This is a genomic window from Streptomyces sp. NPDC002795 (assembly GCF_042888725.1).
GTDB lineage: Bacteria > Actinomycetota > Actinomycetes > Streptomycetales > Streptomycetaceae > Streptomyces.
Map to the genome: position 1 here is coordinate 70,950 of NZ_JBIAQB010000017.1, position 25,203 is coordinate 96,152.

Consider the following 25,203-nt stretch of genomic DNA (forward strand, 5'->3'; position numbering starts at 1 on the left):
CAGGCGGTGGCTCCGGCACAGGCTCTCAGCCCGCGATGCCGACCACCAGCCAGATGAAGGCCACGCCCGCGACGGTGCACAGCAGCGTCGAGCGGGCCGGGTGCTCGTGGTGGGCCTCGGGGAGGATCTCGGCGGCGGCCAGGTAGAGGAGCACGCCGCCGAAGAAGCCGAGATAGCCGCCGAGCAATTGCTCCGGAATGGTGAACAGGAGCGTGGACGCGGCGCCCACGACGGGCGCCGCGGCGTCCGCGAACAGCATGATCAGCGCCTTGCGGCGGGCGTTCCCGTACAGCCGGGTGATCGTGTACGTGTTGAAGCCGTCGGCGAAGTCGTGGGCGACCACGGCGAGCGCCACGGCGGTGCCCATGCCGCCGCCGATCTGGAAGGCGGCGCCGATCGCCATGCCGTCCATCAGGCTGTGCCCGACCATCGCGGACGCCGCCGTGATCCCCACCTCGGGGGCCCGGCCGCCCGACGCGCCTTCCTCCGCCCCGTGGGCGGCCTGGCGGCGGGCCAGCAGGTGCTCCATGATGTGCGCCCCGAGGAACCCGGCCACGAACAGCAGCAGCGCCGTCGGCACCCCGTGCACTTCGCCGTTCGCCGCCTCCAGGGCCTCGGGCAGCAGGTCGAGGCCGACCACGCCGAGCATCAGGCCACCGGCGAGGCCGAGCACCAGGTGGCGCCGGTCGGTGACCCGCTGCGCGGTCCAGCCGCCGACCAAAGTCATCAAGAAGGCGCTCAGCGCCACGATCACGGCCATGGCCCCTTGCTAACCCATCCGGAGGCCTGCGCGCACATCCGGCGCCGCGCCGTGGTCGTCGGAGTGGGCGCCCGGTCCGGCGCGTCGGCCGACGAGGTGCTCGGGCTCGTCCGGGCCGTGCTGGCCGAGGCGGGCGCGACGGACGTGCTGGCGCTCGCGACGCTGCACGCGAAGCGCCGGGAGCCCGGCATCGTCGCGGCAGCCGAAGCCCTGGGCGTGCCCCTGGAGGCGTACGCGCCCGAGCGGCTCGCCGCCGTCCCCGTGCCGCATCCGTCCTCGCGGGCGCGCGACGCCGTGGGCACCCCGTCGGTCGCGGAGGCCGCCGCCCTCGTACGCGGGGGTGAACTGCTCGTCCCGAAGCGGACGTCGACCGGGGTGGGCGGGGGCCCGGGCCGGGTGACGTGTGCGGTGGCACGGCCCGGGTAGGGACCGGCCCTGCTTCGCCCTCCTCTGGATCCCCGGATTCCCCTCTCGACTTCCCGCAAGGAGCCCGTCCCGATGCACACCCCTCCCCCGGCCCTGCTCGCCGCTCTGGAGCAACGGCTCGACGACGTTCTGGGCGGCGGCCGCCGCACGCCGCGCGACCGTGCCGATGTGACCGTGCTGCTCGTCGGGGCCGGCTCGGCCGACTCCGCGGCCAACGCCGAACTCGCCGCGGCAGCAAGGCTGTTGTGGGAGGGAAGCGGCTACGCGGGCGTGGAGCCGGCGTATGTGTCGGCGGCGCCGGACGTGCCCGCGGGGCTCGACCGGTGCGCGGCGCTCGGCGCGCGGCGGGTCGTCGTACTGCCTTACGGAACCCTGCCCTCGGAGCGGTACCACGCGCAGGCCGTGGGGTGGGCGGCGGCGCATCCGGAGGTGGATGTGCGCTGCGCGGCCGCCCCCGCCGCGGCGGATCCGGTCGACGGGCCCGATCTGCGGCACCACGGGGACGCCGAAGTCCGCGACGACGGTGAGAAGTTGACGGATCTCGCGGTGAACGTGCGCACGGGCACGCCGCCGTCGTGGCTGCGGGAGCACATCGCCGCGTCGCTGGACGGGCTCGCGGCGTATCCGGACGGGCGGGCCGCGCGGGCCGCGGTGGCGGCGCACCACGGGGTGCCGGTGGAGCGGGTGCTGCTGACGGCTGGGGCGGCGGAGGCGTTCGTGCTGCTCGCGCGGGCGCTGCGGGTGCGCAGACCCGTCGTCGTACACCCTCAGTTCACCGAGCCCGAGGCCGCGTTGGAGGATGCCGGGCACGCGGTGGGGCGGGTGCTGCTGCGGGCGGAGGACGGCTTCAGGATCGATCCGGCGCTCGTGCCGCACGACGCGGATCTGGTGGTCGTCGGCAATCCGACGAACCCGACCTCGGTGCTGCATCCGGCGGACACGGTGGCCGGGCTGGCGCGGCCGGGGCGGTTCCTGGTGGTCGACGAGGCGTTCATGGACGCCGTGCCGGGCGAGCGGGAGTCACTGGCCGGGCGGACGGACGTACCGGGGCTCGTGGTGCTGCGGAGCCTGACGAAGACGTGGGGCCTGGCCGGGCTGCGGGTCGGGTACGTGGTGGCGGAGCCGGAGGTGGTGGCGGCGCTTGAGCGGGCGCAGCCGCTGTGGCCGGTGTCCTCGCCCGCACTCGTCGCCGCGCAGGCGTGCGTGTCCGCTCGCGGGGTGGCGGAGGCGGCGGAGGCGGCGGTTGCCGTCGCGGCGGACCGGGAGTATCTGGTGGGCCTGCTGCGGGAGTTGGCGCCGTACGGGGTGTCGGTGGCCGGACCGGCGGAGGGCCCGTTCGTGCTGGTGCGGGTGCCGGGCGCGCACGCCGTGCGGGAGCGGTTGCGGGGGGCCGGGTTCGCGGTGCGGCGGGGCGACACGTTCCCGGGCCTCGGCCCGGACTGGGTCCGGGTCGCGGTCCGGGACCGCCGCACCAGCGACACATTCGCTGCCGCACTGGCCGGGGTGTTGCGTGCCTTCGCCTAAGCCGCTGCGGCATTCAAGCCCCTGCGGCGATTGAGCAGCGGGGTCCGGGGCGGAGCCCCGAAACCCCGGCGCGGGAGGAGCTTGAATTACCGCCGGCGGGCCATCGCCACCGCCCCACCGCCGGCGGCGAGCAGCACGATCGCCCCGCCCGCGATGTACGGCGTCATCTCATCGCCACCCGTCTCCGCGAGGTCTTGCGACTGGGCCTTCTGGGCCGGAGCCTCGGCCCGCTCACCCTGCGGCTTCGGAGCCGCAGGCGCAGGCGCAGACGCCGCCTTCGGCGTCTCGCAGGTGGCCTCCGCGAGTGTGACCTCGCCGTCGACCTCGGCGACGTTGAGGTTCAACGGGTTGACGTGGACCTTGAGTTGGAGGGCGGAGGCCGCCGCCGTGGTGTCCGTCGTGGACCGGCTGGAGAGGCCGAGTGTCACCTCGCCGACCCCCGGGACCTTGATGGACGTCGTGCCGCCGGTCGACAGCGTGATCTTCTTGCCGAGGACGGTGACGCCGCCGAGCAGGTTCGACTCGGCGACCGGCTTCTCGCCCGCCACGCACAGCGCCCTGGACGTGACCTGGTCGACCTCGATGAGGGAGAGCAGCGGAAGGCCGGGGACGTGCACCTTGGCGTGGGCGAGCCGGGTGAGCCCTTCCGCCTTTCCGCCCTCGACCGTGGCCTTCGTCCGTGCCACGTCGGCGCGCAGCACGCTGAACGGCTGCCCGCCGTCGACTCCGTCCAACTGGGCGCTCAGCGCGGTCCTGTCGGCGCTCTTGGGCGCCTGCACCTCGTTCAGCGAGACCTTGAGCGGGACGTTCACGGTCTTGTTGAGGAGCGATACGTCGAGTCCTGTGCGGAGCACGACGGCGCCGGCCTTGCCGCCGCTGTGCTCGGTGGCGGCGGCCGGGCCCGCGGTCGCGAGGACCGCGGGGCCGAGGGCGAGCGCGGTGGCGGCGGCGGTCGCGGCGAGGCGACGGGCGGGTGTGCGCAGGACGGTGTTCAGGGTGGAGCTGGGCATGCTGGTGGGACCCCCAGAGAGAGCTGAACCGGGACAGCGCCGGGACGGGACGGTCCCGGCTGGTCATCGTGAGGGGAATCTTTACGCACTGAGAGTGAACGGTCAGCAACCAGGCGTGAGTTCACCCCAACGGGGCGTTTCCGCGCACGCCTTCGAATCTTCAGGCTCGTGCGTTCCCATCCGCCCCACCTATACCGCCCGCGAGTCGCCCGTACGGGGGTAACACCGCGTCAACCCACCACGTTGCCCCGCAGCACGATCCTGCGCGGCGCCGCCAGCACCCGTACGTCGTCGCGCGGATCCGCCCCGTAGACCACGAGGTCGGCGGAAGCGCCCTCCTCCAGGCCGGGGCGGCCGAGCCAGGAGCGCGCGCCCCACGCCGTCGCCGAGAGCGCCTCGACGGGCGGGATGCCTGCCCGCACCAGCTCCTCGACCTCGCCCGCCACCAGACCGTGCGCGAGGGAGCCGCCGGCGTCCGTGCCGACGTAGACCGGGATCCCGGCGTCGTAGGCATTGCGGACGGTGTCGTAGCGGCGGTCGTAGAGGCGGCGCATGTGCGCGGACCACTCGGGGAACTTGCTCTCGCCGCCCGCCGCGAGCTGCGGGAACGTAGCGATGTTCACGAGGGTCGGGACGATCGCGACGCCGGCTTCCGCGAACAGCGGGATGGTGTCGTCGGTCAGGCCCGTGGCGTGCTCGACGCAGTCGATGCCCGCCTCGACGAGATCGCGCAGCGAGTCCTCCGCGAAGCAGTGGGCCGTGACGCGGGCGCCGAGCCGGTGCGCCTCCGCGATCGCCGCCTCGACCGCGTCGCGCGGCCAGCAGGCGCCGAGGTCGCCCGTCCCCCGGTCGATCCAGTCGCCGACGAGCTTGACCCAGCCGTCGCCGCGGCGCGCCTCCTGGGCGACGTACGCGACGAGCTCGTCCGGCTCGATCTCGTGCGCGAAATTGCGGATGTAACGGCGGGTGCGGGCGATGTGCCGGCCGGCGCGGATGATGCGCGGCAGATCCTCGCGGTCGTCGACCCAGCGGGTGTCGGAGGGGGAGCCCGCGTCGCGCAGCAACAGCGTGCCGTGGTCGCGGTCGGTCAGGGCCTGCTTCTCCGCGGTCTCGGCGTCGACGGGGCCGTGTGTGCCGAGCCCGACGTGGCAGTGCGCGTCGACCAGGCCCGGCAGCGTCCAGCCCTCGACCGTGGTGATGTCGAGGCCGGCGGTCCGCGGCCGTTCGTAGGTGATCCGGCCGTCCACCACCCAGAGTTCGTCGCGTACGTCGTCGGGCCCGACCAGGACCCGGCCCTTCACGTGCAGTACCCCGCCAATACTCATGCGCGCAGCCTATGAGGCGGTGGGTACGCTCGACACCGGCACCCGTACGAACCCGTGAGCGAAGAGAGCACCACCGTGACGCATCCGTTTCTCGACCTGGCCCCGTTGAGCGCCGAGCATTTCGCCTCCATCGAGGACCGGGTGGCCCGGCTGATGGACACCTCGCAGGATGTCGTGATCATGCAGGGTGAGGCGCTGCTTCCGCTGGAGGGCGCGATCCGTGCCGCCGCGGGCCCCGGCACGGTGGCGCTGAACGTGATCACCGGTCCGTACGGGCAGACCTTCGGCGACTGGCTGCGCGACTGCGGCGCCACGGTGCACGACCTCGCGGTGCCCTTCCACACGGCCGTCACCGCCGAGCAGGTCGGGCAGGCGCTCGCCGAGCACCCCGAGATCAACTTCGTGTCCCTGGTGCACGCGGAGGCCGCGACCGGCAACACCAATCCGGTCGCCGAGATCGGTGAAGTGGTGCGGGGGCACGGTGCGTTGTTCTACCTGGACGCCGTCGCGTCGATCGCCGCCGAGCCGGTGCTCCCCGACGCGTGGGGCGTGGACCTGTGTGTGATCGGCGCACAGAAGGCGATGGGCGGCCCGGCCGGCGTCTCGGCCGTCTCCGTGAGCGCGCGGGCGTGGGAGCGGATGGCCGCCAATCCGAACGCGCCGCGCCACTCCTACCTCTCGCTCCTCGACTGGAAGCAGCGGTGGGTGGACGGCGGGCGCAAGGCGCTGCTGCACGCGCCGGCGCAACTGGAGATGCTCGCCCTGGAGGCGTGTGTGGAGCGCATCGAGAGCGAGGACCTGGACGCCCTGATGGCGCGGCACGCCTCGGCCGCCGCGGCCACCCGCGCCGGAACGCTGGCGCTGGGCGGTGGACTTGAGCCATACGTCCACGAAGCCCGCGACGCCGCCCCTGTCGCCACTACACTGCGCGCCCCTGCCGGTACGGACGCCCGCGAACTGGTGGCGAGGGCCCTGACCGTGGACCCGGTGCTTCCGCTGGTCGCGGGGGGTGGCGCGCTCGCGCAGGAGATGATCCGGGTCAACCACTACGGTCCGCAGGCGACCCGTGGCGTTGTGCAGTCCTCGCTGGCGGCGCTCGGCGGGGCGCTCGCGGAGGCCGGGTTCGAGGTCGATCTGGAAGGGGCGCGAAAGGCGGTCGCGGCCGCCTGGGAATAGGCCCCCGGCGCACGAACCGGCACACGAACCGGCGCACTCGACTAGGCGTCGCCCTTTTCCGGGCGGCGCCTTTGCTTTTATCCAAGAATTATTCGGGCAGAATTATCCCGCACTTTATCGGGGCCATACGGCCAGGCTTCCTGTTCTGCTTCTGCCCGCTTTCTTGCGGCGTAAACACTGAGATTTCATCAACGGGAACCGTCGTAATTCGGACGCGTCTCGTGGCGATTACGACGCTGTGACGCACTCCACACTAATTTAGATACGACCATTTTGTCCCGGTCGAACCGGGACATACCGCCGCGATCTCGTGCGCGCACACACCTGCGCGCGATAACACACAACCCCGCTTTCCGTAACCCCTTCTGCGGGTGCAATCCCGGAAATTGCTCGGTAAATTCAATTTGCATGACCGCCGCACAAGCGCAATTCCTGGAAGTCGCCGCAGTGGCCCCGGTCCCCGACGGGCTGAAGATCGACCACCCCGAGGTGGCCGACGGAGCCGCGATCTGGCGTATCGCCCGCGACTCGAAGGTGCTCGACCTCAACTCCTCCTACAGCTACCTGCTGTGGTGTCGCGACTTCGCCGCCACGTCGGTGATCGCCCGCGACGAGAAGGGAGAGGTGGCCGGTTTCATCACCGGTTACGTACGTCCCGACCGGCCCGACATCCTCGTGGTGTGGCAGGTCGCCGTGGACGCCGCGCAGCGCGGGCGCGGCCTCGCCGCCGCGCTGCTCGACGGGCTGGCAGCGCGGGTCGCGGCGGCGCGTCCGGTCACCACGCTGGAGACCACCATCACGCCCGACAACGCCGCCTCCCAGGCCCTGTTCACCTCGTTCGCACGCCGGCACCGCGTCGGTGTGGCCCGCACGGTGCTGTTCGACGCGGGCCTGTTCCCGGACGACGGGCACCTGCCCGAGGAGCTGTACCGCATAGGCCCGCTGGCCTGAGCGCGCCCTCGACCCCACTCACCACGGACCCCCCTCAACTTTCCCTCCCTAGAGGAGTTTTTGCTGTGACCATCACCCAGCCGGACCTGAGCGTCTTCGAGACCCTTGAGTCGGAGGTGCGCAGCTACTGCCGCAGCTGGCCCACCGTCTTCGACCGGGCCCAGGGCAGCCGTATGTACGACGAGGACGGCCACGAGTACCTGGACTTCTTCGCCGGTGCCGGCTCGCTCAACTACGGCCACAACAACCCGGTCCTGAAACGCGCCCTGATCGACTACCTGGAGCGCGACAGCGTCGTGCACGGGCTCGACATGTCGACCTCGGCCAAGCGCAACTTCCTGGAGTCCTTCCAGAACATCATCCTGCGCCCGCGCGACCTGCCCTACAAGGTCATGTTCCCGGGCCCGACGGGCACCAACGCCGTCGAGTCCGCGCTGAAGCTGGCCCGCAAGGTCAAGGGCCGCGAGTCCATCGTGTCCTTCACCAACGCCTTCCACGGCATGTCGCTCGGCGCGCTCGCGGTGACGGGCAACGCGTTCAAGCGCGCGGGCGCCGGCATCCCGCTGGTGCACGGCACGCCGATGCCGTTCGACAACTACCTCGACGGGCAGACGCCGGACTTCATCTGGTTCGAGCGCCTCCTGGAGGACTCCGGTTCCGGCCTGAACACCCCGGCCGCAGTGATCGTCGAGACGGTCCAGGGCGAGGGCGGCATCAATGTCGCCCGTGCAGAGTGGCTGCGCAAACTGGCAGATGTCTGCGAACGTTGGGACATGCTCCTGATCGTCGACGACATTCAGATGGGCTGCGGCCGCACCGGTGCCTTCTTCTCCTTCGAGGAGGCGGGCATCACGCCGGACATCGTGACCGTTTCCAAGTCCATCAGTGGGTACGGGCTCCCCATGTCCCTGTGCATGTTCAAGCCGGAGCTCGACATCTGGGAGCCGGGCGAGCACAACGGCACGTTCCGCGGCAACAACCCGGCGTTCGTGACGGCGGCCGCTGCCCTGGAGACGTACTGGACCGACGGCGCGGCCATGGAGAAGCAGACCCTGGAGCGCGGCGAGCAGGTCGACGAGGTGCTCGGCGCGCTGCGCACGGAGTACCACGACGAGATCGTCGAATACCGCGGCCGCGGCCTGGTCTGGGGCATCGAGTTCCGGAACAAGGAGCGGGCCAACAAGGTCGCCAAGCGGGCCTTCGAGCTGGGCCTGCTCATCGAGACCTCCGGCCCCGACAGCGAGGTCGTCAAGCTGCTTCCGGCGCTGACGATCACGCGCGAGGAGCTGGAAGAGGGGCTTCGCACGCTCACCCGAGCCGTGCGCGAGACCGCCTGACCAGCACAACCAAGTTTACGAGGAAAGGCAGCAACTCACCGTGATTGTCCGTTCGTTCAAGGAGATAGAGAACACCGACCGACACGTGAAGTCGGCGACCGGCACCTGGGAGAGCAAGCGCATCGTGCTTGCCAAGGAGAAGGTCGGCTTCTCTCTGCACGAGACGATCCTCTACGCGGGGACCGAGACCGACATGTGGTACGCCAACCACATCGAGGCCGTGCTGTGTGTGGAGGGCGAGGCCGAGCTCACCAACCGGGAGACCGGGGAGACGCACTGGATCGAGCCAGGGACGATGTACCTCCTGGACGGCCACGAGAAGCACACCATGCGCCCGAAGACCGACTTCCGCTGCGTCTGCGTGTTCAACCCTCCGGTGACCGGACGGGAGGACCACGACGAGAACGGCGTCTACCCGCTGCTGACAGAGGACGAGGAGGCCTGATCCCGATGACGACCGCACCCGACATCACGGACCTGTACCCGACGCGAGGCGCCTCCGAGGTGGCCACGCCGCGTGTCGACCCGGTCGTCTGGTCGGCGGAGGGAGCGCGAGGGCCGATCCGCCAGTCGGACCTCGCTTCCTTCGAGCGGGACGGCTTCCTCGCCATCGACGAGTTGATCGGCCCGGACGAGATCGGCATCTACCAGGCCGAGTTGAACCGTCTGGTGACCGATCCGACGATGCGCGCCGACGAGCGTTCCATCGTCGAGCCGCAGTCGCAGGAGATCCGCTCGGTCTTCGAGATCCACAAGATCAGCGAGGTCTTCGCCAGTCTGGTGCGTGACGAGCTCATCGTGGAGCGGGCCCGGCAGATCCTCGGCTCGGACGTGTACGTCCACCAGTCGCGGATCAACGTCAAGCCCGGTTTCGGGGCGCGGGGCTTCTACTGGCACTCGGACTTCGAGACCTGGCACGCCGAGGACGGCCTGCCGAACATGCGGACGGTGTCCGTCTCCATCGCGCTGACGGAGAACTACGACACCAACGGCGGGCTCATGATCATGCCCGGCTCGCACAAGACGTTCCTCGGCTGCGCGGGTGAGACGCCGAAGGACAACTACAAGAAGTCGCTGCAGATGCAGGACGCGGGCCTGCCCTCGGACGAGGCCCTCACCAAGTTCGCCGACGCACACGGGATCCAGCTGTTCACCGGCTCTCCCGGCTCGGCGACGTGGTTCGACTGCAACGCCATGCACGGCTCCGGCGACAACATCACCCCGTACCCGCGCTCGAACGTGTTCATCGTGTTCAACAGCGTGGAGAACACGGCGGTGGAGCCGTTCGCGGCGCCGGTGCGGCGTCCGGAGTTCATCGGGGCGCGGGACTTCACTCCGGTGAAGTGATCCTCGTACGCGCACGAGTTGGGGCGGGACCGTCTTCGGTCCCGCCCCAACTGCTGTGTCGTCCACGCCCGTAAGGGCTCACAGCCAGGCCAGTCGAGCCGCCCGGTTCAGGAGGGTGCGGGCCGCCGTCGGGTCGCCGGTGCCCGGTGGGAGGGTGTCGGGGGTGGTGCGGCCGCCGACGAGGAGGCAGAAGTCGACCGGGTCCAGGGCGAGTTCGGCCCGCACCGGTTCGTCCTCGGAGCCGAGGATCCACTCCGTGGTGCGGCTCGCGTCCGTGACGGTGAGGGCGACGGGCGGGGCCTTCGGTCCGATCGCCTGGCCGAGGATCCGCACGGCCAGCCGGACCAGGTGCCACAGATGACCTGCGGGCGGCGGGGGCACGGGGCGGTCCAGGGCGCGGCCGATGTCGTAGCTGTGGATCCACGTCTCGAAGGCGCGGACCAGGAAGTGCTCGGCGACGGGGAGCCGCGCTCCCATCAACATAGCGGCCTGCGCGGCGAGTTCGGGGTCGTGGGCGGCCGGGGCGGTGAGCAGCTCGGCGGCCCGGGCGCGCCAGACGGCCACGGTGGCGTGCGGGTCACGCGCCCGTTCGTGGGCGATGACGGTGCGGGTGCGGGCCTCCCAGGCCGTGCGCCAGTCGCCGTCGTCCGCCGCGTCGGCGGGCGGTTCGTGGGCCGGCAGACCGAGGTGGACGGCCAGCGGCTCGTCGGCGGCGATGAGGTGCGCGACCGTGTCGTGCGCCGTCCAGCCGTGGACCACCTCCGTGGACCACGCGTCGTCCGCCTCGGCGAGCAGCGCCTGGAGGGCGGCGACGGTGGCCGCGTAGGGCTGGGCGTGCGGGGCGATGGCGGGGGCGGCGCGGGGTACGGGCGGGCGCCGCGCCAGGGCGGTGGCGAGCGGTCCTGTGCCGGTACGGAACGGGTGACCCGCCGCGTCGTCCTGCGGCACGTGTCCCACCCCGTGCCCGTTCGAAGCGTTCCCGTTTCCCTCCGGACCGTTTCCCTCCGGCCCGTTTTCCTGCGGCCCGTTCAGGGACCGTACCGTCGCCCTCAGCCGTTCCGCCTCGGCCGCGCACTCCTCGCAGTCCGCGAGATGCGCGGGGACGGCGCGCTGTTCGTCGGCGGGCAGGGCCCGCACGGCCCAGGCGCCCAGAAGTTCGCTCACTGTCGCGTGGTCGCGCGCGTCCATGGCCATCAGGCACCCCTTTCGTGAGCCTCGTAGCCCGGCTCCGCCGGGTCCGCCAGGGTTTCGGCCAGGCGGTGCAGTGCGGTGCGCAGGCGGGTCTTGGCGGTCCCTTCCGGGATGCCGAGTTCCGCCGCCGCCTGACGGTACGTCCGGCCCGCGAAGTACGCCAGATGCACCACCTGACGCTGGGGCAGCGGGAGTTGGGCCAGCGCCGAGTGCAGGAGCAGCGAGCGCTCGCGGTCGACGACCCGCTCGTCGGGCCCCGGGTCGGGGGCCGGGATGGCGTGCAGCGCCGCGTCGTCCGCGGTGACGGCCTTGCGGTGGCGGGCCTCGCTGCGCACCCAGTCGACGGCGCGGCGGTGCGCCAGCATGGCCAGCCAGGTGCGGAGCGAGCCGCGCCGCGCGTCGAAGGCGTAGGGCCGCGCCCACAGCTGCGCGAAGACCTCCTGCGCCACGTCGTCCGCGGCGCCCGCGGAGCGGGTCACACGCACGGCGACGCCACGGACGAGCCCGCTGTACACGTCGTACGCCTCGGAGAGCGCGGCCTCGTCACCGTAGACGAGACGTCGGTGCAGCTCGGCGTCGTCCGCGGCCCGGTCCTTGGGGTCGTACGCGTCCGTACGGGCCACCGGCACCACCACCTCGTACTGCCTTCCTAGCGTCCTGGGGACCGGGACGCCAGGGGTAGGCCGGACTTCAGGACGAGAGCGCGTCGAGGAGCCGGTCGACGTCCGCGAGGGTGTTGTAGAGATGGAAGGAGGCCCGCAAGTTCCCCGCCCTGTTGGAGACTTCGATACCGGCGCGCTGCAAGTCGGCCTGCTTTACGCCGAGTTCGGGGACCGAGACGATCGGGGAGCCGGGCGAGGGCACCGGATCGTGTCCGAGCCGCGCGAGGCCCGTGCGGAACTGGTCCGCGAGCGCCAGGTCATGGGCGTGGATCGCCTCAGGGCCCAACTCCTCGATCAGGGCGAGGGACCGGCGGGCCCCGGTGTACGCGACGAGGCTCTGGGTCTCGTCGAACCGGCGGGCCGATCGGGCGGGTTCGGTGACGGGCCCGTAGCAGCTGTCCCAGGGGTTCTCCCCCGAGACCCAGCCGCCGAAGACGGGTGCGAGCGCGTCGAAGCCCTCCGGGTCCGCGGGGCCGACGAAGAAGACGGCGCCGCGCGGGCAGGTCAGCCATTTGAAGGCGACGGAGGCCAGATAGTCGGCGTCGGCCGCGTGCGCGGCGACCGGATACCAGCCGGCCGCCTGCGAGACGTCGACGTAGAGCCGGGCGCCGTGCGTGCGGGTGGCGGCGCGCAGTGCGGGCACGTCCGCGACCCGGCCGTCGGCCGACTGGACCGCGCTCACCGCGACGAGCGCGGTTCCGGGGCGTACGGCGTCGGGCAGCGCGTCGAGCGGCACGGCGCGGACCTTGAGGTCGCCGCGTACGTGGAACGGGTTGACGGTGGAGCTGAAGTCGCCCTCCGCCGTGAGGACTTCGGCCCCGGCGGGCAGGGAGGCGGCGATCAGGCCGCTGTAGACGGCGACGGAACCGCCGGCCGCGACCCGGCTCACCGGGACTCCCGCGAGCCGGGCGAACGCCGCGCGGGCCTCCTCGACGTCGGCGAAGAGCGAGTCGGGGGAACGGCCCTCGGTCATGTCGGCGATCGCGGCCCGCATCGCGTCCGCGGCCCGCGCCGGGAGCAGTCCGGAACTCGCGGTGTTCAGGTAGGTGGTGGCGGGTGTGTACTGCGCGCGGACGAGCTCCGCGTCGAGAACCTGCGCCTGAGGCTGGTCCTGGTGCGCACCGGAAGTCTCCATGGCACCCACTGTGCCGCGCCGCCAACTGCCCGTCCATTACGAATGGGTCAGGGCGAATGGGTCAGGCCTGCGGCACCGCGCAGCCGTCGGGACCGCAGGCGTCGCCGCCGTCCGTGCTGTCGATGACGGTGAGCGGGGAGCGGTCGGCCCACGCCTGGGTCAGCGCCTGCGTGAACACCTCGGCGGGCTGGGCGCCGGAGACGCCGAACTTGCGGTCGAGCACGAAGAACGGCACGCCGTTCGCGCCGAGCTCGGCGGCCTCTCGCTCGTCGGCGCGCACCGCGTCCGCGTACGCGTCGGGGTCGGCGAGCGTCGCCCGGACCTCGCCCTCGTCGAGACCGGCCTCGACGGCGAGCCGCACGACGGTCTCCTCGTCACCGAAGACGGAGGACTCCTCGGCGAAGTTTCCCCGGTACAGGGCGTCGATCATCGCGTCCTGCACGCCCTTGTCCTTGGCGAGGTGGAGCAGCCGGTGCAGGTCGAAGCTGTTGCCGAAGTCACGGCCCTCGGTGAGGTAGGGCAGGCCGAGGGCGCCGGCCTGCTGCCCGAGGCCCTGCTCGTTGGCGGCGGCCTGGTCCTCGCTGATGCCGTACTTCTTGGCGATGTACGGGACGACGAGCCCGGTCTCCCCCGGCTTGGCGTTCGGGTCGAGCTCGAAGGACCGGTGCACGACCTCAACGTCGCCCTTGTGCGCGAACCCGTCGAGCGCCTCCTCGAAGCGCGCCTTGCCGATGTAGCAGAACGGGCAGTTGATGTCGGTCCAGATCTCGACGCGCATGGGGTCTCTCGCTTTGGTGTCGTACGGGACAGGGGGTGCCCTGCGCTCCGCTACAACCGGACGGATCCGCCGCGCATTCCCCGACCGGTCAGGAGCCGTCCCGCAGGCCCTTCGGCCACGTCGGCCGGAACTCGATGTGGTCGTACGTGACCACGCACCCCTCCCCCACCGGGGACTGCGCCAGGAAGCCGATCAGGGCCGCCGAAGCGGACTTCTCGTCGCCCAGGGAGAAGATGCGGATGAACGTCCATGTCGAGCCGTCGGTCGAGGCGTGGAAGGCGAAGGCCGAGCCCGTGCGGCTGACGCGCAGCCACACCGAGGAGCCCGGCACCACGAAGGCGTTCGAGTCGTCGGAGTGGCCGCGGGTGACGACCGTGCAGATGGTGGGCTCGTCCGGGGACCGCTCGAAGCAGAGCTTCGCCCACTCCCGGTCGCCCACGTGGACGTAGAGCACCCCCGCGTCGAAGGCCGCGGCGAAGCCGACCGTGACGCGGGCGATCAGCTGGAAGTCACCGTCGGGGGCCCCGAGGAGCCGCGGCGCGTCCGACGCCGGTTCGAGCGAGGTACCGGTCGGCGGCACGAAGCGGTCCTGGCGGGGCCCCGCCCACCCGGTGAGCACCCCGTCCTCGTACGACCAGTGGCCGTCGGGTCCGTACGTGCGCAACGGGAAGGGCAGGGGCGGTATGTCGAGGTCCATGCCGTCAGTCTCGCAGGGGCCCGCGGGCCCCGTCCGGTCGGAGCCTCAGTTCTCCAGGCGGCCGTTGAAGCGGCGCGGCAGCCCCAGCGGGTTGGCATCGCGCAGCTCCTGCGGGAGGAGCGCCTCCGGCGTCGTCTGGTACGAGACCGGGCGCAGCCAGCGCTCGATCGCGGTGCCGCCCACGGACGTGGACGTCGACGTCGTCGCCGGGTACGGGCCGCCGTGGTGCTGGGCGGGCGCGACCGCTACACCGGTCGGCCAGCCGTTGACGAGGACGCGGCCCGCGATGGGCGTCAGCTCGGCGAGGATCTCGGCGCCGCGGCCCTCGCCGGACGCCTCGCCCGACGACAGCTGCACCGTCGCCGTGAGGTTGCCGGGGAGCCTCTCCAGAACCGCCGTGATCTCGTCGGGCGTCTCGTAGCGGGCGACGACCGTCACCGGGCCGAAGCACTCCTCCAGGAGGAGGTCGTGCGCGCCGCCCTCGGTCGCGAGCCGGGTGGCCGGGACCGTGAGGAAGCCGGGCGCGACGGTGTGCTCGCTGCCCGCGCCCGGGGTGACGGGGGCTTCCACGTCGGGGAGTTCGGCGCGCGCGGCGACACCGGCGACGAAGTTGTCCCGCATGCGGTGGTCGAGGAGGACGCCGGAGGCTGTGTCGCTGACGGCGGCCGTGAGGGACTTGACGAGCGTGTCGCCCGCCTCGCCCTTCGGCGCGAAGACAAGACCCGGCTTCACGCAGAACTGGCCGACGCCCAGCGTCATGGAACCGGCGAGCCCCGTGCCGATCTGGTCGGCGCGCTCGGCGGCCGCGGCCTCGGTGATCACGACCGGGTTCAGCGAGCCCAGCTCACCGTGGAACGGGATCGGCACCGGACGCGCGGCCGCGGCGTCGAAGAGCGCGCGCCCGCCGCGTACGGAACCGGTGAAGCCGGCCGCGGACACCAGCGGGTGCTTGACCAGCTCGACGCCCGCCTCGAAGCCGTGCACGAGGCCGAGCACGCCCTCGGGGATGCTGTGCTCGGCGGCGGCCCGCCGGATGGTGGCGGCGACCAGCTCGGAGGTGGCCGGGTGGTCGGGGTGCGCCTTGACGACGACCGGGCAGCCGGCCGCGAGCGCGCTCGACGTGTCGCCGCCGGGCACGGAGAAGGCGAACGGGAAGTTCGACGCCGCGTAGACCGCGACGACGCCCAGCGGGATCTTGTAGCGACGCAGGTCCGGGATGGGCGGCGTCGCCGTGTCGTCGGGGTGGTCGATGACGACGCCGAGGAAGGCGCCCTCGTCGACGATGTCCGCGAACTTCCTCAACTGGAAGCAGCTGCGGGTGAGTTCGCCGGTGAGCCGGACCGGGCCGAGCGCGGTCTCCGCGTCCGCCGCCTCCACGAGGTGGTCCTTGGCCTCTTCGAGGCGGTCGGCCGCGGTGCGCAGGAACGCGGCACGCACGGCGCGGTCGGCGAGGGCGCCGCGGGCGGCCTGCGCGGCGCGCACCGCCTCGTCCACTTCCTGCGCCGTGGCCTCGTCCGCGACCTGCTCCCGCTGCTTCCCGGTTCGGGGGTCGACACTCCAGACTGGTGTTGCTGCCACGGCACATTCCTCCAGCTTTTCTCGCCGCGCACCAGGGTGAGCAACGAGGATCGTTCGATATACTGAACGCTGTCTCTGATGATGAACTACTCACCGAGACTATTTCTCGTGGAACGAAGGGGTCAAGGGCGATGTCGGCAGACGAGACGGGGGCCGCGGCGGGCGGCGGCGGGCAGGTCAAGTCCGCGGTGCGGACCGTGGAATTGCTCGAGTACTTCGCGGGCCGACCCGGGATGCACTCCCTGGCCGCGGTCCAGGAGGCCGTCGGGTACCCGAAGTCCAGCCTCTACATGCTGCTGCGCACGCTCGTCGACCTCGGCTGGGTGGAGACGGACGCGACCGGCACGCGGTACGGCATCGGGGTCCGCGCCCTCCTTGTGGGCACCTCGTACATCGACGGCGACGAGGTCGTGGCGGCGGCCCGCCCCACCCTCGACCGCCTGTCCGACGACACGACGGAGACCATCCACCTGGCCCGGCTCGACGGCATCAACGTCGTCTACCTCGCCACCCGCCAGTCGCAGCACTATCTGCGCCCCTTCACCCGCGTCGGCCGCCGGCTGCCCGCCCACTCCACGTCGCTCGGCAAGGCACTGCTGGCCACCCACACCGACGAGCAGGTCCGCAAGCTGCTCCCGGAGACGCTCCCCGCGCTGACCGAGCACACGATCACCGACCGGGAGAAGCTCATCGAGGAGCTGCACCAGATCCGGGAGCAGGGCTTCGCGGTCGACCGCGAGGAGAACACGCTGGGCCTGCGGTGCTTCGGCGTGGCGGTCCCGTACCGCACACCGGCCCGTGACGCGATCTCCTGCTCGGTGCCGGTGGCGCGTCTCACGCCCGCGCACGAGCAGATGGTCAAGGACGCGTTGTTCGATGCGCGGGACCGGTTGACGCTGGCGACACGGAGGCTGTGACCCGGTCTCGGGGCTCCGCCCCGGACCCCGCGCCTCAATCGCCGGCGGGGCTTGATTTTTCAAGCCCCTGCGGCGATTGAGCAGCGGGGTCCGGGGCGGAGCCCCGTGGCCGCAACGCCGGTGCCGGGTTCCCACATGAACGTACGGTGAGAAATCGCACCGGCAGGAACGAATCGCCCCGACCCGCTCGTCTTTCCGTACGCAATGAACAAGACGATCAGGCGCGCCTCCGTCTTCACGCTGCTTCTCGTGTTCGCCCTGCTGGTCAGGGCGACCTGGGTGCAGTTCTACGACGGCCAGGCCCTCGCCAACAGCGACGACAACCGACGGAAGACGATCTCGCAGTACGCGAATCCGCTCGGCGACATCATCGTGGGCGGAAAGGCGGTGACCGGCTCGGCGAAGACGGACGACTCCAGCGACCTGAAGTACAAGCGGACGTACACGGACGGTTCGCTGTACTCGGCAGTGACCGGCTACACCTCGCAGGTGTACGGCGCCACCCAGCTGGAGGGGATCTACCAGAGCGTGCTCGACGGGACCGACACGCAGCTGAAGAACCCGCTGGACACGCTCACCGGCAAGAGCACCGACCCCGGTGACGTGATCACGACGATCGACCCGGGCGTGCAGAAGGCCGCGTACGGCGCGCTCGGCGACAAGAAGGGCGCCGCCGTCGCCATCGACCCGGACTCCGGCAAGATCCTCGGCATGGTGTCGACGCCGTCGTTCGACCCGACGAAGATCAGCGGCTCCGGTTCCTCGGACGCCTCGGCGTGGCAGAAGCTCGCCAAGGACAAGGACGCGCCGACCGTGAACCGGGCGCTGAAGCAGGCGCTGCCGCCCGGCTCGACGTTCAAGCTGGTGGTCGCCGCTGCCGCGCTGGAGGACGGTCTGTACTCCTCGGTCGACGAGAAGACCGACTCGCCGAACCCGTACAGGCTCCCCGGCACCAGCACGTACCTGAAGAACGAGAGTGCCTCCGCGCCCTGCGAGAACGCCACGCTCCGCACGGCGCTCCAGTACTCCTGCAACAACGTCTTCGGCAAGCTGGCCGCAGACCTGGGCAAGGACAAGGTCGCGGCGACGGCCGAGAAGTTCGGCTTCAACAACGCCAAGACGGATGTGCCGGTGCGGGCCTCCAAGAGCGTCTACCCGACGAAGATGGACGACGCGCAGACGGCCCTGTCCGGCATCGGCCAGTTCGACGTGACGGCGACGCCGCTGCAGATCGCGATGGTCTCCGCGACCATCGCGAACGGCGGCGAGCAGGCGTCCCCGCACATGGTGTCCCAGGTGACGAACGCCGACGGCGACGCGGTCAAGGAGTTCGCGGACGGCGACGACACCCGCGTCGTCAGCGAGCGGACGGCCTCGCAGTTGCAGTCCGCGATGCAGACCGTGGTCTCGGAGGGCACCGGTACGAACGCGCGGATCGACGGCGCGACGGTCGGCGGCAAGACGGGCACGGCGCAGCACGGCGAGAACAACAGCCAGACGCCGTACGCCTGGTTCACCTCGTACGCGAAGGACGACTCGACCGGCAAGAAGGTCGCCGTGGCGGTGCTCGTCGAGCAGTCGAACGCGGCCCGCTCCGAGGTCAGCGGCAACGGTCTGGCGGCGCCGATCGCCAAGGCGATGATGGAGGCGGCGCTGAAGAACTGACGCCTCATCAAGCTCAGCTCCACCGAAGGGTGTCCGGTATCACGGACACCCTTCGGTGCGTCGTACGCAACGCTGGTACGCTCACGCCTCCCCCATCGGGCCGCCACTGTGAGGGAGGGATCGCGTGAGCACGGTTGTGGACACCCGGGACGATTCCGCTTCCGCCGAGTTCCATGCCTTCTTCGAACGGCACCACCGTGAACTCGCCCGCCTCGCCCACCTGTTGACGGGTGAGGCGGACGCCGCCGACGACCTCGCCGCGGACGCCCTGCTGGCGCTCTGGCACCGCTGGGACCGGGTGCGCGACGCCGAGCACCCGGTGGCGTACGCGCGCGGCGTCGTCGCCAATCTCGCGCGCACCCGGATCCGCAGCGCGGTGCGCGAGCGGCGGCGCGTGGCCCTCTTCTGGTCCGGCCGGCAGGACCGCACCGAGGGGCCCGACGTGCCGGCGGTCGTCGACGTGCAGGGCGCGCTGCGTGAACTCCCGTTCCGCAAGCGGGCCTGCGTGGTGCTCCGGCACGCCTTCGATCTGTCGGAGAAGGACACCGCGCTCACGCTCGGCGTCTCGGTCGGTACGGTGAAGAGCCAGACCTCGAAGGGCATGGCCGAGCTGGAACGACGGCTGGGACACGGCGGGTCCGGCGCTCCGGCGTCCGGGCGCGTACGGTCGGTCGGCGCGCCGCTCGACGCCACGGAAGGGGGCCATCGATGAGCGAGGAGGACGTGCGGCAGCGGCTGCGCGCGGCCGCCGACGCCCACCGGCCCGACCGCGCGCGGATGCTCGCCCGCGTCGAGCGCGGGCTGCACGAGCCGGAGCGGCGGCCCGCGGTGGGCTGGGTACGGATCGCGGCGCTCACCGCGGGCGCCGCGGCGGCGCTGGCCGTCGGCGGCTTCGCGGTCGGCTCGGCGCTGCGCCCCGACCCGGGGCCGCAGCAGCGGCAGGTCGCGGTGTCGCCCCCGGCCGACCCGCTGTGGGCCGACGGTTCGGTGGACCCGGGGTCCAACGCGTACTGGGCGCAGTCGAACGTCACCTTCAAGACGAAGCGTGAACTTGCCGCGCTGACCGTCGAGTTGAGGGTGGCGCGGACCGGGAAGGTCAACAGCACGGGTCACTGGCGCTCCCTGCCCGCCACCGACTTCAAGGAGTCCGTCACCGAGCGGGACGGGTTCCTCGTGTATCGGTGGACGCTGAGGCCGGGACGTACGGTGCCGGTGGGTGAGCATGTGTTCGCCGGGCAGTACAACCACGCCGAGGGCGGGCGGGACGCGGGCTCCGACAGGTACTCCGTCAGCGGGCGGACCGGCTCCGGCCAACAGGTCCACGCGGACGGGGACTTCGCCTGACGAAGGCGGCAACCCTTCCCCGGCCGGTGACCACTGAAGGGCATGACCAACACAACAGGACACACTCATCGCCGCCGCACCACCCGCCGCAGAGCCCTGCTCGGCGGGCTCGGGGCGCTCACGCTGACCGGGGGCGCGCTCATGGCGAGCGGCATGCTCGGCACCGCGGGGGCCGCGTCCGCCTGGCCTTCGCCCACCGGCACCAAGGCCGTCAGCAGCTCGATCTCCGTCTCGGGCACGTACGACGGCGGGCTCAAGCGCCACTACGGCTCCGGGGAGCTCGGCGGCGACGGGCAGGAGGAGGGCCAGGACCCGATCTTCAACCTGAAGGACGGCGCGGTCCTCAAGAACGTCATCATCGGCTCGCCCGCCGCCGACGGCGTGCACTGCGCGGGCAGTTGCACGCTCCAGAACGTCTGGTGGGAGGACGTCGGCGAGGACGCGGCCACGTTCAAGGGCAAGTCGACGTCGTCCGTGTACACGGTGACCGGAGGCGGCGCGAAGAAGGCCGACGACAAGGTGTTCCAGTTCAACGGCGCGGGCAAGCTCGTCGTCACCAAGTTCCAGGTCTCCGACTTCGGCAAGCTGGTCCGTTCCTGCGGCAACTGCTCGACGCAGTACAAGAACCGCGACATCACCATCAACGACGTCGACGTGACGGCGCCGGGCAAGTCGCTCGTCGGCATCAACTCCAACTACGGCGACACGGCGGCCCTGCGCAACGTGCGCATCCACGGCGACAGCAGCAAGAAGATCAAGCCGTGCATCCGGTACGAGGGCAACAACACCGGCGCCGAGCCCAAGGAACTGGGCAGCGGCCCCGACGGCACGTACTGCCGGTACACGGCGTCGGACCTGACGTACGACTGACCGGGCGGCCGTGGGACGTACCCGCCCGACGGCGGGTACGTCCCACGGCCCACCCACATCAGTCCACGTAGTACGTCGGGTTCGGGAGCTTGTACGTCTTGTCCGCGTACCCGCCCTCCAGGTCCGAGTGCTGGTCGCCGAAGTTGCCGACGATGTCGTAGCCACGGGACTCGATGTGCTTCCGGGTCCCCGACTTGTACTGCACCGTCGTGCAGTTCCAGGCGGCGGCCGTGGCGCAGTCGGCCAGGTACGCGGGCGGGTCGGCCTTGTCCTTCAGGAAGACGTGGTCGGCGTCGAGATTGACGTCGATGCCGACCTTCTTCAGGTTCTCCACGGCGGCGGAGCGCTGTGTCTCGCCGAGCCCCGAGTTGTAGAAGACCTCGACGCCCTTGGACTCGGCGTAGCGGATGAGCGCGGGCGTACCGAAGACGGCGGGGCGGTCCGCCTTGCCCACGTAGCTCTTCCAACTGGCGTCGTTGTAGACGTAGTTGGTCTTCTTCTCGTAGTCGAGGCTGAGCAGCAGCGTGTCGTCGATGTCGAAGACGATCGCCGGCTTGTCGCCCTTTGCGTGGTGCTGCCGGGCCGCCGCGGCGATCTGCCGCTTCGCGCCCTTCTCGATGCGGGCGAGGTCCTGGGCGTACGGGCTGTCGGGCGAGGCCTGCCAGACGCCGTCGGCGTCCTGCTTCGCTCCGTAGTAGGAGTCGATCTCCTGGGTGAGGAGGCCGATGTTGTGCGGCTCCGCGGTGGCCTTGTCGTTCGTTCCGCCCGCGTCGGCGGAGCCGGCGGTGCCGATGCCGGCGAGTACGAGGGAAGCGACCGTCGCTGTGGCGGCGGCGAGATGGCGCTTGCGCATCGGTGACGTGATCCAATTCTGGCCGTGACGGCTCTGACAGCCGTCGGGGACGGGGGACTTCGTGCAGGTGAATGCATGTCTACGCGCATCACATCAGCCCCGCGACCCGCTTTACCCGATCGATACCCGACGCGGGCCCGGCCACAGCCTGCTCAGCTCACGCATGGGGCCGCCAGTCGCCGAGGTAGGTCGCGCGCGTGGCCGACTCGGCTTCGAGGCGGGTCAGTTGGGGGCGGTTCGCCGGGGCGGCGGTCGCGGCGCCCGGCCCTGTGTTGTGGTACTCGACGAACCGCTGGTTCTGCCAGGGGAAGCTGTCCGACATGTTGGCGTAGGGCGCGGCGGCGTCGATCCCGGCGCCCAGACGCGTGTCGCGGACGATGAGGGAGGGCCGGGCCGTCGTGTCGGAGCTGGGCACCCAGGGGCGGGCCAGCTTGTAGTACGCGTCCGGGGCGGTGCTGGTGACGCGGGAGCGGGACACGAGGTAGCCGCGCGGGTTGGCGCCGGCGGTGGACGGCGCGAACACGAAGCCGTACGGGGCCGCGGCCAGGTCGGTGCGGGTCAGGGCCCGGAAGTGGCAGTGCTCGAAGACGGCGGTGGCCCGGCCGAAGACGAAGTCGACGTCGCCTTCGACGTGGCAGTCGCGGAAATACTGGCGGGCGAAGGCGGTCAGCGCCGTCGAGTCGGCGTACAGGGTGTCCTGGTGGCCGAGGAAGCGGCAGCGGAAGAACGCCGAGCGGTCGCCCTGCACCTTGAGGGCGACGGCCTGGGTGCCGGTGATCCCGGGGTGGTCGGCGCGCAGCCAGTCGTTGGCGAACGTGATGGCGTGGGCGGTGAAGCCGTCGGGGCGCAGGGTGGTGGTGGCGCTGCCGGTGGTGCCGTATGTGCCTGAGCCGTCGGGCTTCGGGGTGCCTGCGGCGTTGTCGTACACGATGACCGTGTCGCGGGGGTCGCCGGTGGCGCCGAGCCAGGTCGTGTCGGTGGCCGTGGCCGGGACGGTGACCGTCTCGCGGTAGACGCCGGGGGCGATGACGAGGGTGTGGCCGGCGCCGGTCGCGGCGGTGACCGCGGCCTGCACGGTGGTGAAGTCGCCCGCGCCGCGGGGGTGGACGTAGAGGGTGGTCGGGGTGAGGCGGGACCTGGGTGAGCCGTAGCGGCCGAAGGGGCGGGGTGGCGTGGCCCGGGCGGGTGTGGCTGTGGCGGTCAGTGCGAGTGCCGTGCCGGCGAGGAAGGTGCGTCTGGCGAGACGTGTGCGCATGGGGCGGCTCCTGGGAGGGGGTGGGCGGCGATTGAGGCGCACGTCACGGGGCTCCGCCCCGGACCCCGCGCCTCAATCGCCGGAGAGCTCAATTGGCCGGGCCTGCGCCCCGCGCGACCACCCGCGGCACCGACTTCACCGGGTCCACGTCGCGTCGCAGGCTCGGCTTCCAGCCCGCCCCTTCGCGGAGCGGCGCGTCGGCGTGTGTGGCGTTGTAGGCGGCCACGAGGTCGACCGGTTTGCCGTTGACCTGGTTGCCCGAGGCCGTCAGCGGAGAGTCGTTCCAGCGGTGCAGGACGGACCCCGCCCCGGTCCCCTTCGGCAGCGTGAACGCGTTCTTCTCCGCGTAGAGCTGCGACTCGAAGCCGATGCCGAACGAGTACGCGTAATCGGCATTGCCCACATACGAGTTGTTGTAGACGTCGACCTGCCCGAAGCGGACGCGCGGGGCGCGCTCGACGAGGTTCTTGAAGAGGTTGTGGTGCAGCGTCACGCGCAGTTTGCCGCGGTCCGTGGCGGCCGCGCCGTCGCTGTTGCCGATCATCAGGGTCTTGTCGTGGTCGGCGAAGACGTTCCAGGAGGCGGTCACGTAGTCGGCGCCCTTGACGATGTCGAGCTCGCCGTCGTGCTGTTGGTAGACGCGGCCGTAGTAGCTGGGCAGCGTGGAGTCCGGGTGGTCGCCGTCGGTGAACTCGTTGTGGTCCAGCCAGACATGGGTCGCGTTGTAGACGACGGCCGCGTCGTACTCGGAGTTCCAGTTTCCGGTGTCGCCGTCCGTCGGGTCCCACTGCGGGAAGCAGTCGAGCGGGGACTCCAGGGTGAGACCGCGCACGATGACGTTGTCGACGCCGTTGATCTGGAGGCTGCCGCCGACGATGCCGGGGTTCCTGCCGACGCCGATGATCGTGGTGTTGGCGGGCACGTTCGCCTTGATGGCCTTGGCCTGGGCGGCGGCGGAAGCGGCGCGCAGGTCCTCCTGTTCTCCGCTGACCTCCTTGTCGTAGCCCCAGGTGGCGGGGTCGTAGTCGGCGAGGTACTCGTCGAGGTCGTAGCCGTCGGCGGCGAAGTCCGCGCAGGTCGCGCCGTCCGCGTCGAGGGTGCCCTTGATCTTGATGATCTTCGGCGCGGTGCCGCCTTCGGCAAAGGCGGCCTTCAGCCCCGCCCAGGTGGTGACGGTGCGGACGTGCGCGGCGTCGGCGGCGGCGCCGCCCGTGGTGCCGGTGGTGGCCGAGCCCCAGCCGTCGCCCTTCGCGAGGGTCTGGCGGGCGAGGTCGCGGCCGTGGGGCTCCGCGGCGCCCGCGGTGGTGACCGTGCCGGTGACGGCGAGGACGACGGCGGTGCAGCCGGCGGCCCCTGCGACGGCGAACGCGTAGGCCTTCTTGCTCTTCCTGTGTGCTCTCACTGTGCGGCTCCTGGAGGACGGTGGCGGGGGTCAGGCGGTGGTGGTTCAGGCGGGGGTGGTTCCGGCGAGCCAGGTCAGGCGGGACTGCCAGGCCGGGTCCCGTTCGTCGACGGCGTCCTTACCGTCGCCGGTACGGCGCACGTCGCGGGCGGGCAGCACTTTGCGGCGCAGCAGTTCGGTGGCCACGAGGCGGGCCACCGCGATCGCGCCCGGCGGGTTGAAGTGCGTGTTGTCCTGCTCGGTCGCGGTCCAGTTGAAGTACGTCTTCGTGTCCTCGACGCCGAGCTTCTGCCACAGGGCGAGGGACAGCGCCTGGACGTCGAGCAGCGCGACGCCCTCCTGTTCGGCGAGGGCGCGCATCGCCGCCGGGTAGTCGCCGTGGGTGGGCGCGGAGTTGCCGTTTCCGTCGAACTTTCTGCGCTCGACGGCGGTGGCGAGCACCGGGCGGGCGCCTCGGGCCCGCGCCCCGTCGACGTACAGCTTCAGGAAGTCCTGGTACGTGGACCAGGGTTCGGTGTAGCGCGTGGGGTCGGCGCTCTTCTCGTCGTTGTGCGCGAACTGGATCAGGAGGAGGTCGCCGGGGCGGATCGCGGCGAGGATCGCGTCGAGGCGGCCCTCGTCGACGAAGCTCTTCGAACTGCGGCCGTTGACCGCGTGGTTGGCGACCCGGACGCGGTCGGAGAGGAAGAGCGGGAGGGCCATGCCCCAGCCGGTCTCGGGCTTGGCGTCGAGGTACTTCTGGGCGGCGGTGGAGTCGCCGGCGATGAAGAGGGTCCGGCGCTCGCGGCGGTCGGTGGCGGCCGATGCAGGGGGCGCGAGGACCGCCGCGAGCGGCAGGGACGCGAGGGCGGCCAGTGTGGCTCTTCGGGTGGATCTTCGGGTGGTCGACACGTCGAGGTGCCGTCCTTTCAGAGAACCAGGGTGTGGTGGGGCCGACGGCGGGAGCCGCGGGGCACGGGGCGTCCCGCCGCCGGCCCGGTAGGAGGTGAACAGACAAGCA

Annotated in this window: 25 protein-coding genes; 12 read left to right on the plus strand and 13 right to left on the minus strand. The window is 71.4% G+C overall.

The window, feature by feature from the left end:
• Window positions 1-25: 25 nt before the first annotated feature.
• Entirely contained in the window at window positions 26-760 is a 735-nt protein-coding gene (locus ACFYWS_RS37015) for a ZIP family metal transporter (protein ID WP_389283828.1), read from the minus strand.
• A gap of 6 nt (window positions 761-766) precedes the next feature.
• Here ACFYWS_RS37015 and ACFYWS_RS37020 point away from each other — a divergent pair, with 6 nt between their 5' ends.
• A complete protein-coding gene (locus ACFYWS_RS37020) occupies window positions 767-1,186 on the plus strand; it encodes a cobalamin biosynthesis protein (RefSeq protein ID WP_389283829.1) in 420 nt (139 codons plus the stop codon).
• Window positions 1,187-1,258: 72 nt separating this feature from the next.
• The gene (gene cobC, locus ACFYWS_RS37025) at window positions 1,259-2,710 is read left to right on the plus strand and encodes an Rv2231c family pyridoxal phosphate-dependent protein CobC (protein ID WP_389283831.1); all 1,452 of its coding nucleotides are present in this window, start codon (window positions 1,259-1,261) and stop codon (window positions 2,708-2,710) included.
• Between the two features lie 86 nt (window positions 2,711-2,796).
• Here cobC and ACFYWS_RS37030 read toward each other — a convergent pair whose 3' ends face one another.
• Together ACFYWS_RS37030 and ACFYWS_RS37035 are read right to left on the minus strand one after the other, a co-directional pair.
• Window positions 2,797-3,720 (minus strand): SCO1860 family LAETG-anchored protein, encoded by a 924-nt coding sequence (locus ACFYWS_RS37030; RefSeq protein ID WP_389283833.1) that lies wholly within the window; start codon window positions 3,718-3,720, stop codon window positions 2,797-2,799.
• 230 nt (window positions 3,721-3,950) lie between these two features.
• Window positions 3,951-5,045 carry an amidohydrolase family protein gene (locus tag ACFYWS_RS37035; RefSeq protein WP_389283834.1) on the minus strand — a complete coding sequence of 365 codons (1,095 nt, stop codon included), beginning with the start codon at window positions 5,043-5,045 and terminating at the stop codon, window positions 3,951-3,953.
• A gap of 75 nt (window positions 5,046-5,120) precedes the next feature.
• Between ACFYWS_RS37035 and ACFYWS_RS37040 the strand changes: the two genes are divergently transcribed.
• The 5 genes from ACFYWS_RS37040 (at window position 5,121) to thpD (ending at window position 9,856) form a co-directional block, all read left to right on the plus strand.
• Complete coding sequence (locus ACFYWS_RS37040; RefSeq protein ID WP_389283835.1) at window positions 5,121-6,221, plus strand: pyridoxal-phosphate-dependent aminotransferase family protein; 1,101 nt, start codon at window positions 5,121-5,123, stop codon at window positions 6,219-6,221.
• Window positions 6,222-6,629: 408 nt separating this feature from the next.
• Entirely contained in the window at window positions 6,630-7,172 is a 543-nt protein-coding gene (gene ectA / locus ACFYWS_RS37045; RefSeq protein WP_389283836.1) for a diaminobutyrate acetyltransferase, read from the plus strand.
• Window positions 7,173-7,237: 65 nt separating this feature from the next.
• Window positions 7,238-8,509 carry a diaminobutyrate--2-oxoglutarate transaminase gene (gene ectB, locus ACFYWS_RS37050; RefSeq protein WP_389283838.1) on the plus strand — a complete coding sequence of 424 codons (1,272 nt, stop codon included), beginning with the start codon at window positions 7,238-7,240 and terminating at the stop codon, window positions 8,507-8,509.
• 40 nt (window positions 8,510-8,549) lie between these two features.
• A complete protein-coding gene (locus ACFYWS_RS37055; RefSeq protein WP_266721029.1) occupies window positions 8,550-8,954 on the plus strand; it encodes an ectoine synthase in 405 nt (134 codons plus the stop codon).
• 5 nt (window positions 8,955-8,959) lie between these two features.
• On the plus strand, window positions 8,960-9,856 hold the full coding sequence (gene thpD, locus ACFYWS_RS37060; RefSeq protein WP_389283839.1) for an ectoine hydroxylase: 897 nt from the start codon (window positions 8,960-8,962) through the stop codon (window positions 9,854-9,856).
• Between the two features lie 78 nt (window positions 9,857-9,934).
• On the opposite strand, the gene ACFYWS_RS37065 is transcribed toward thpD, so the two are convergent.
• From ACFYWS_RS37065 to ACFYWS_RS37090, 6 genes are all read right to left on the minus strand, one after another.
• Window positions 9,935-11,050, minus strand: a complete 1,116-nt coding sequence (locus ACFYWS_RS37065) for a maleylpyruvate isomerase family mycothiol-dependent enzyme (RefSeq protein WP_389283841.1) — start codon at window positions 11,048-11,050, stop codon at window positions 9,935-9,937.
• Complete coding sequence (locus ACFYWS_RS37070; protein ID WP_389283843.1) at window positions 11,050-11,682, minus strand: sigma-70 family RNA polymerase sigma factor; 633 nt, start codon at window positions 11,680-11,682, stop codon at window positions 11,050-11,052. Before ACFYWS_RS37070 ends, ACFYWS_RS37065 begins: the two co-directional genes overlap by 1 nt.
• A gap of 55 nt (window positions 11,683-11,737) precedes the next feature.
• Entirely contained in the window at window positions 11,738-12,844 is a 1,107-nt protein-coding gene (locus ACFYWS_RS37075) for an aminotransferase class V-fold PLP-dependent enzyme (RefSeq protein ID WP_389283844.1), read from the minus strand.
• Between the two features lie 61 nt (window positions 12,845-12,905).
• Window positions 12,906-13,622 carry a DsbA family oxidoreductase gene (locus tag ACFYWS_RS37080; RefSeq protein WP_389283846.1) on the minus strand — a complete coding sequence of 239 codons (717 nt, stop codon included), beginning with the start codon at window positions 13,620-13,622 and terminating at the stop codon, window positions 12,906-12,908.
• A gap of 88 nt (window positions 13,623-13,710) precedes the next feature.
• Window positions 13,711-14,319 (minus strand): DUF1349 domain-containing protein, encoded by a 609-nt coding sequence (locus ACFYWS_RS37085; protein WP_389283848.1) that lies wholly within the window; start codon window positions 14,317-14,319, stop codon window positions 13,711-13,713.
• Window positions 14,320-14,364: 45 nt separating this feature from the next.
• A complete protein-coding gene (locus tag ACFYWS_RS37090; protein ID WP_389283850.1) occupies window positions 14,365-15,897 on the minus strand; it encodes an aldehyde dehydrogenase (NADP(+)) in 1,533 nt (510 codons plus the stop codon).
• Between the two features lie 131 nt (window positions 15,898-16,028).
• Between ACFYWS_RS37090 and ACFYWS_RS37095 the strand changes: the two genes are divergently transcribed.
• From ACFYWS_RS37095 to ACFYWS_RS37115, 5 genes are all read left to right on the plus strand, one after another.
• Window positions 16,029-16,814: an IclR family transcriptional regulator gene (locus ACFYWS_RS37095; RefSeq protein ID WP_389283852.1), complete on the plus strand. Its 786-nt coding sequence runs from the start codon at window positions 16,029-16,031 to the stop codon at window positions 16,812-16,814.
• A 204-nt stretch (window positions 16,815-17,018) separates the two neighbouring features.
• Window positions 17,019-18,479: a peptidoglycan D,D-transpeptidase FtsI family protein gene (locus tag ACFYWS_RS37100; RefSeq protein WP_389283853.1), complete on the plus strand. Its 1,461-nt coding sequence runs from the start codon at window positions 17,019-17,021 to the stop codon at window positions 18,477-18,479.
• Between the two features lie 124 nt (window positions 18,480-18,603).
• Entirely contained in the window at window positions 18,604-19,191 is a 588-nt protein-coding gene (locus ACFYWS_RS37105) for a SigE family RNA polymerase sigma factor (RefSeq protein WP_389283855.1), read from the plus strand.
• Complete coding sequence (locus tag ACFYWS_RS37110; RefSeq protein ID WP_389283857.1) at window positions 19,188-19,823, plus strand: hypothetical protein; 636 nt, start codon at window positions 19,188-19,190, stop codon at window positions 19,821-19,823. Before ACFYWS_RS37105 ends, ACFYWS_RS37110 begins: the two co-directional genes overlap by 4 nt.
• Window positions 19,824-19,865: 42 nt before the next feature.
• Window positions 19,866-20,693: a pectate lyase gene (locus tag ACFYWS_RS37115; RefSeq protein WP_389283859.1), complete on the plus strand. Its 828-nt coding sequence runs from the start codon at window positions 19,866-19,868 to the stop codon at window positions 20,691-20,693.
• Window positions 20,694-20,751: 58 nt separating this feature from the next.
• Here the strand turns inward: ACFYWS_RS37115 and ACFYWS_RS37120 are convergent, their stop codons facing one another.
• From ACFYWS_RS37120 to ACFYWS_RS37135, 4 genes are all read right to left on the minus strand, one after another.
• Window positions 20,752-21,546 (minus strand): HAD family acid phosphatase, encoded by a 795-nt coding sequence (locus tag ACFYWS_RS37120; protein WP_389283861.1) that lies wholly within the window; start codon window positions 21,544-21,546, stop codon window positions 20,752-20,754.
• A 157-nt stretch (window positions 21,547-21,703) separates the two neighbouring features.
• Window positions 21,704-22,801: a pectinesterase family protein gene (locus tag ACFYWS_RS37125; RefSeq protein WP_389283862.1), complete on the minus strand. Its 1,098-nt coding sequence runs from the start codon at window positions 22,799-22,801 to the stop codon at window positions 21,704-21,706.
• An 88-nt stretch (window positions 22,802-22,889) separates the two neighbouring features.
• On the minus strand, window positions 22,890-24,203 hold the full coding sequence (locus ACFYWS_RS37130) for a polysaccharide lyase family 1 protein (protein ID WP_389283864.1): 1,314 nt from the start codon (window positions 24,201-24,203) through the stop codon (window positions 22,890-22,892).
• A 45-nt stretch (window positions 24,204-24,248) separates the two neighbouring features.
• Window positions 24,249-25,094 (minus strand): rhamnogalacturonan acetylesterase, encoded by an 846-nt coding sequence (locus tag ACFYWS_RS37135; protein WP_389283866.1) that lies wholly within the window; start codon window positions 25,092-25,094, stop codon window positions 24,249-24,251.
• Window positions 25,095-25,203 lie beyond the last annotated feature (109 nt).

Excerpts from the sequence above, each read along its gene's own strand:
- ACFYWS_RS37035 (WP_389283834.1), bottom strand. The coding sequence starts at position 5,045 with ATGAGTATTGGCGGGGTACTGCACGTGAAGGGCCGGGTCCTGGTCGGG.
- ACFYWS_RS37095 (WP_389283852.1), top strand. The coding sequence starts at position 16,029 with ATGTCGGCAGACGAGACGGGGGCCGCGGCGGGCGGCGGCGGGCAGGTC.
- cobC (WP_389283831.1), top strand. The coding sequence starts at position 1,259 with ATGCACACCCCTCCCCCGGCCCTGCTCGCCGCTCTGGAGCAACGGCTC.
- thpD (WP_389283839.1), top strand. The coding sequence starts at position 8,960 with ATGACGACCGCACCCGACATCACGGACCTGTACCCGACGCGAGGCGCC.
- ACFYWS_RS37075 (WP_389283844.1), bottom strand. The coding sequence starts at position 12,844 with ATGGAGACTTCCGGTGCGCACCAGGACCAGCCTCAGGCGCAGGTTCTC.
- ACFYWS_RS37085 (WP_389283848.1), bottom strand. The coding sequence starts at position 14,319 with ATGGACCTCGACATACCGCCCCTGCCCTTCCCGTTGCGCACGTACGGA.
- ACFYWS_RS37110 (WP_389283857.1), top strand. The coding sequence starts at position 19,188 with ATGAGCGAGGAGGACGTGCGGCAGCGGCTGCGCGCGGCCGCCGACGCC.
- ectA (WP_389283836.1), top strand. The coding sequence starts at position 6,630 with ATGACCGCCGCACAAGCGCAATTCCTGGAAGTCGCCGCAGTGGCCCCG.
- ACFYWS_RS37065 (WP_389283841.1), bottom strand. The coding sequence starts at position 11,050 with ATGGCCATGGACGCGCGCGACCACGCGACAGTGAGCGAACTTCTGGGC.
- ACFYWS_RS37080 (WP_389283846.1), bottom strand. The coding sequence starts at position 13,622 with ATGCGCGTCGAGATCTGGACCGACATCAACTGCCCGTTCTGCTACATC.
- ACFYWS_RS37115 (WP_389283859.1), top strand. The coding sequence starts at position 19,866 with ATGACCAACACAACAGGACACACTCATCGCCGCCGCACCACCCGCCGC.
- ACFYWS_RS37100 (WP_389283853.1), top strand. The coding sequence starts at position 17,019 with ATGAACAAGACGATCAGGCGCGCCTCCGTCTTCACGCTGCTTCTCGTG.
- ACFYWS_RS37015 (WP_389283828.1), bottom strand. The coding sequence starts at position 760 with ATGGCCGTGATCGTGGCGCTGAGCGCCTTCTTGATGACTTTGGTCGGC.
- ACFYWS_RS37120 (WP_389283861.1), bottom strand. The coding sequence starts at position 21,546 with ATGCGCAAGCGCCATCTCGCCGCCGCCACAGCGACGGTCGCTTCCCTC.
- ACFYWS_RS37030 (WP_389283833.1), bottom strand. The coding sequence starts at position 3,720 with ATGCCCAGCTCCACCCTGAACACCGTCCTGCGCACACCCGCCCGTCGC.
- ACFYWS_RS37125 (WP_389283862.1), bottom strand. The coding sequence starts at position 22,801 with ATGCGCACACGTCTCGCCAGACGCACCTTCCTCGCCGGCACGGCACTC.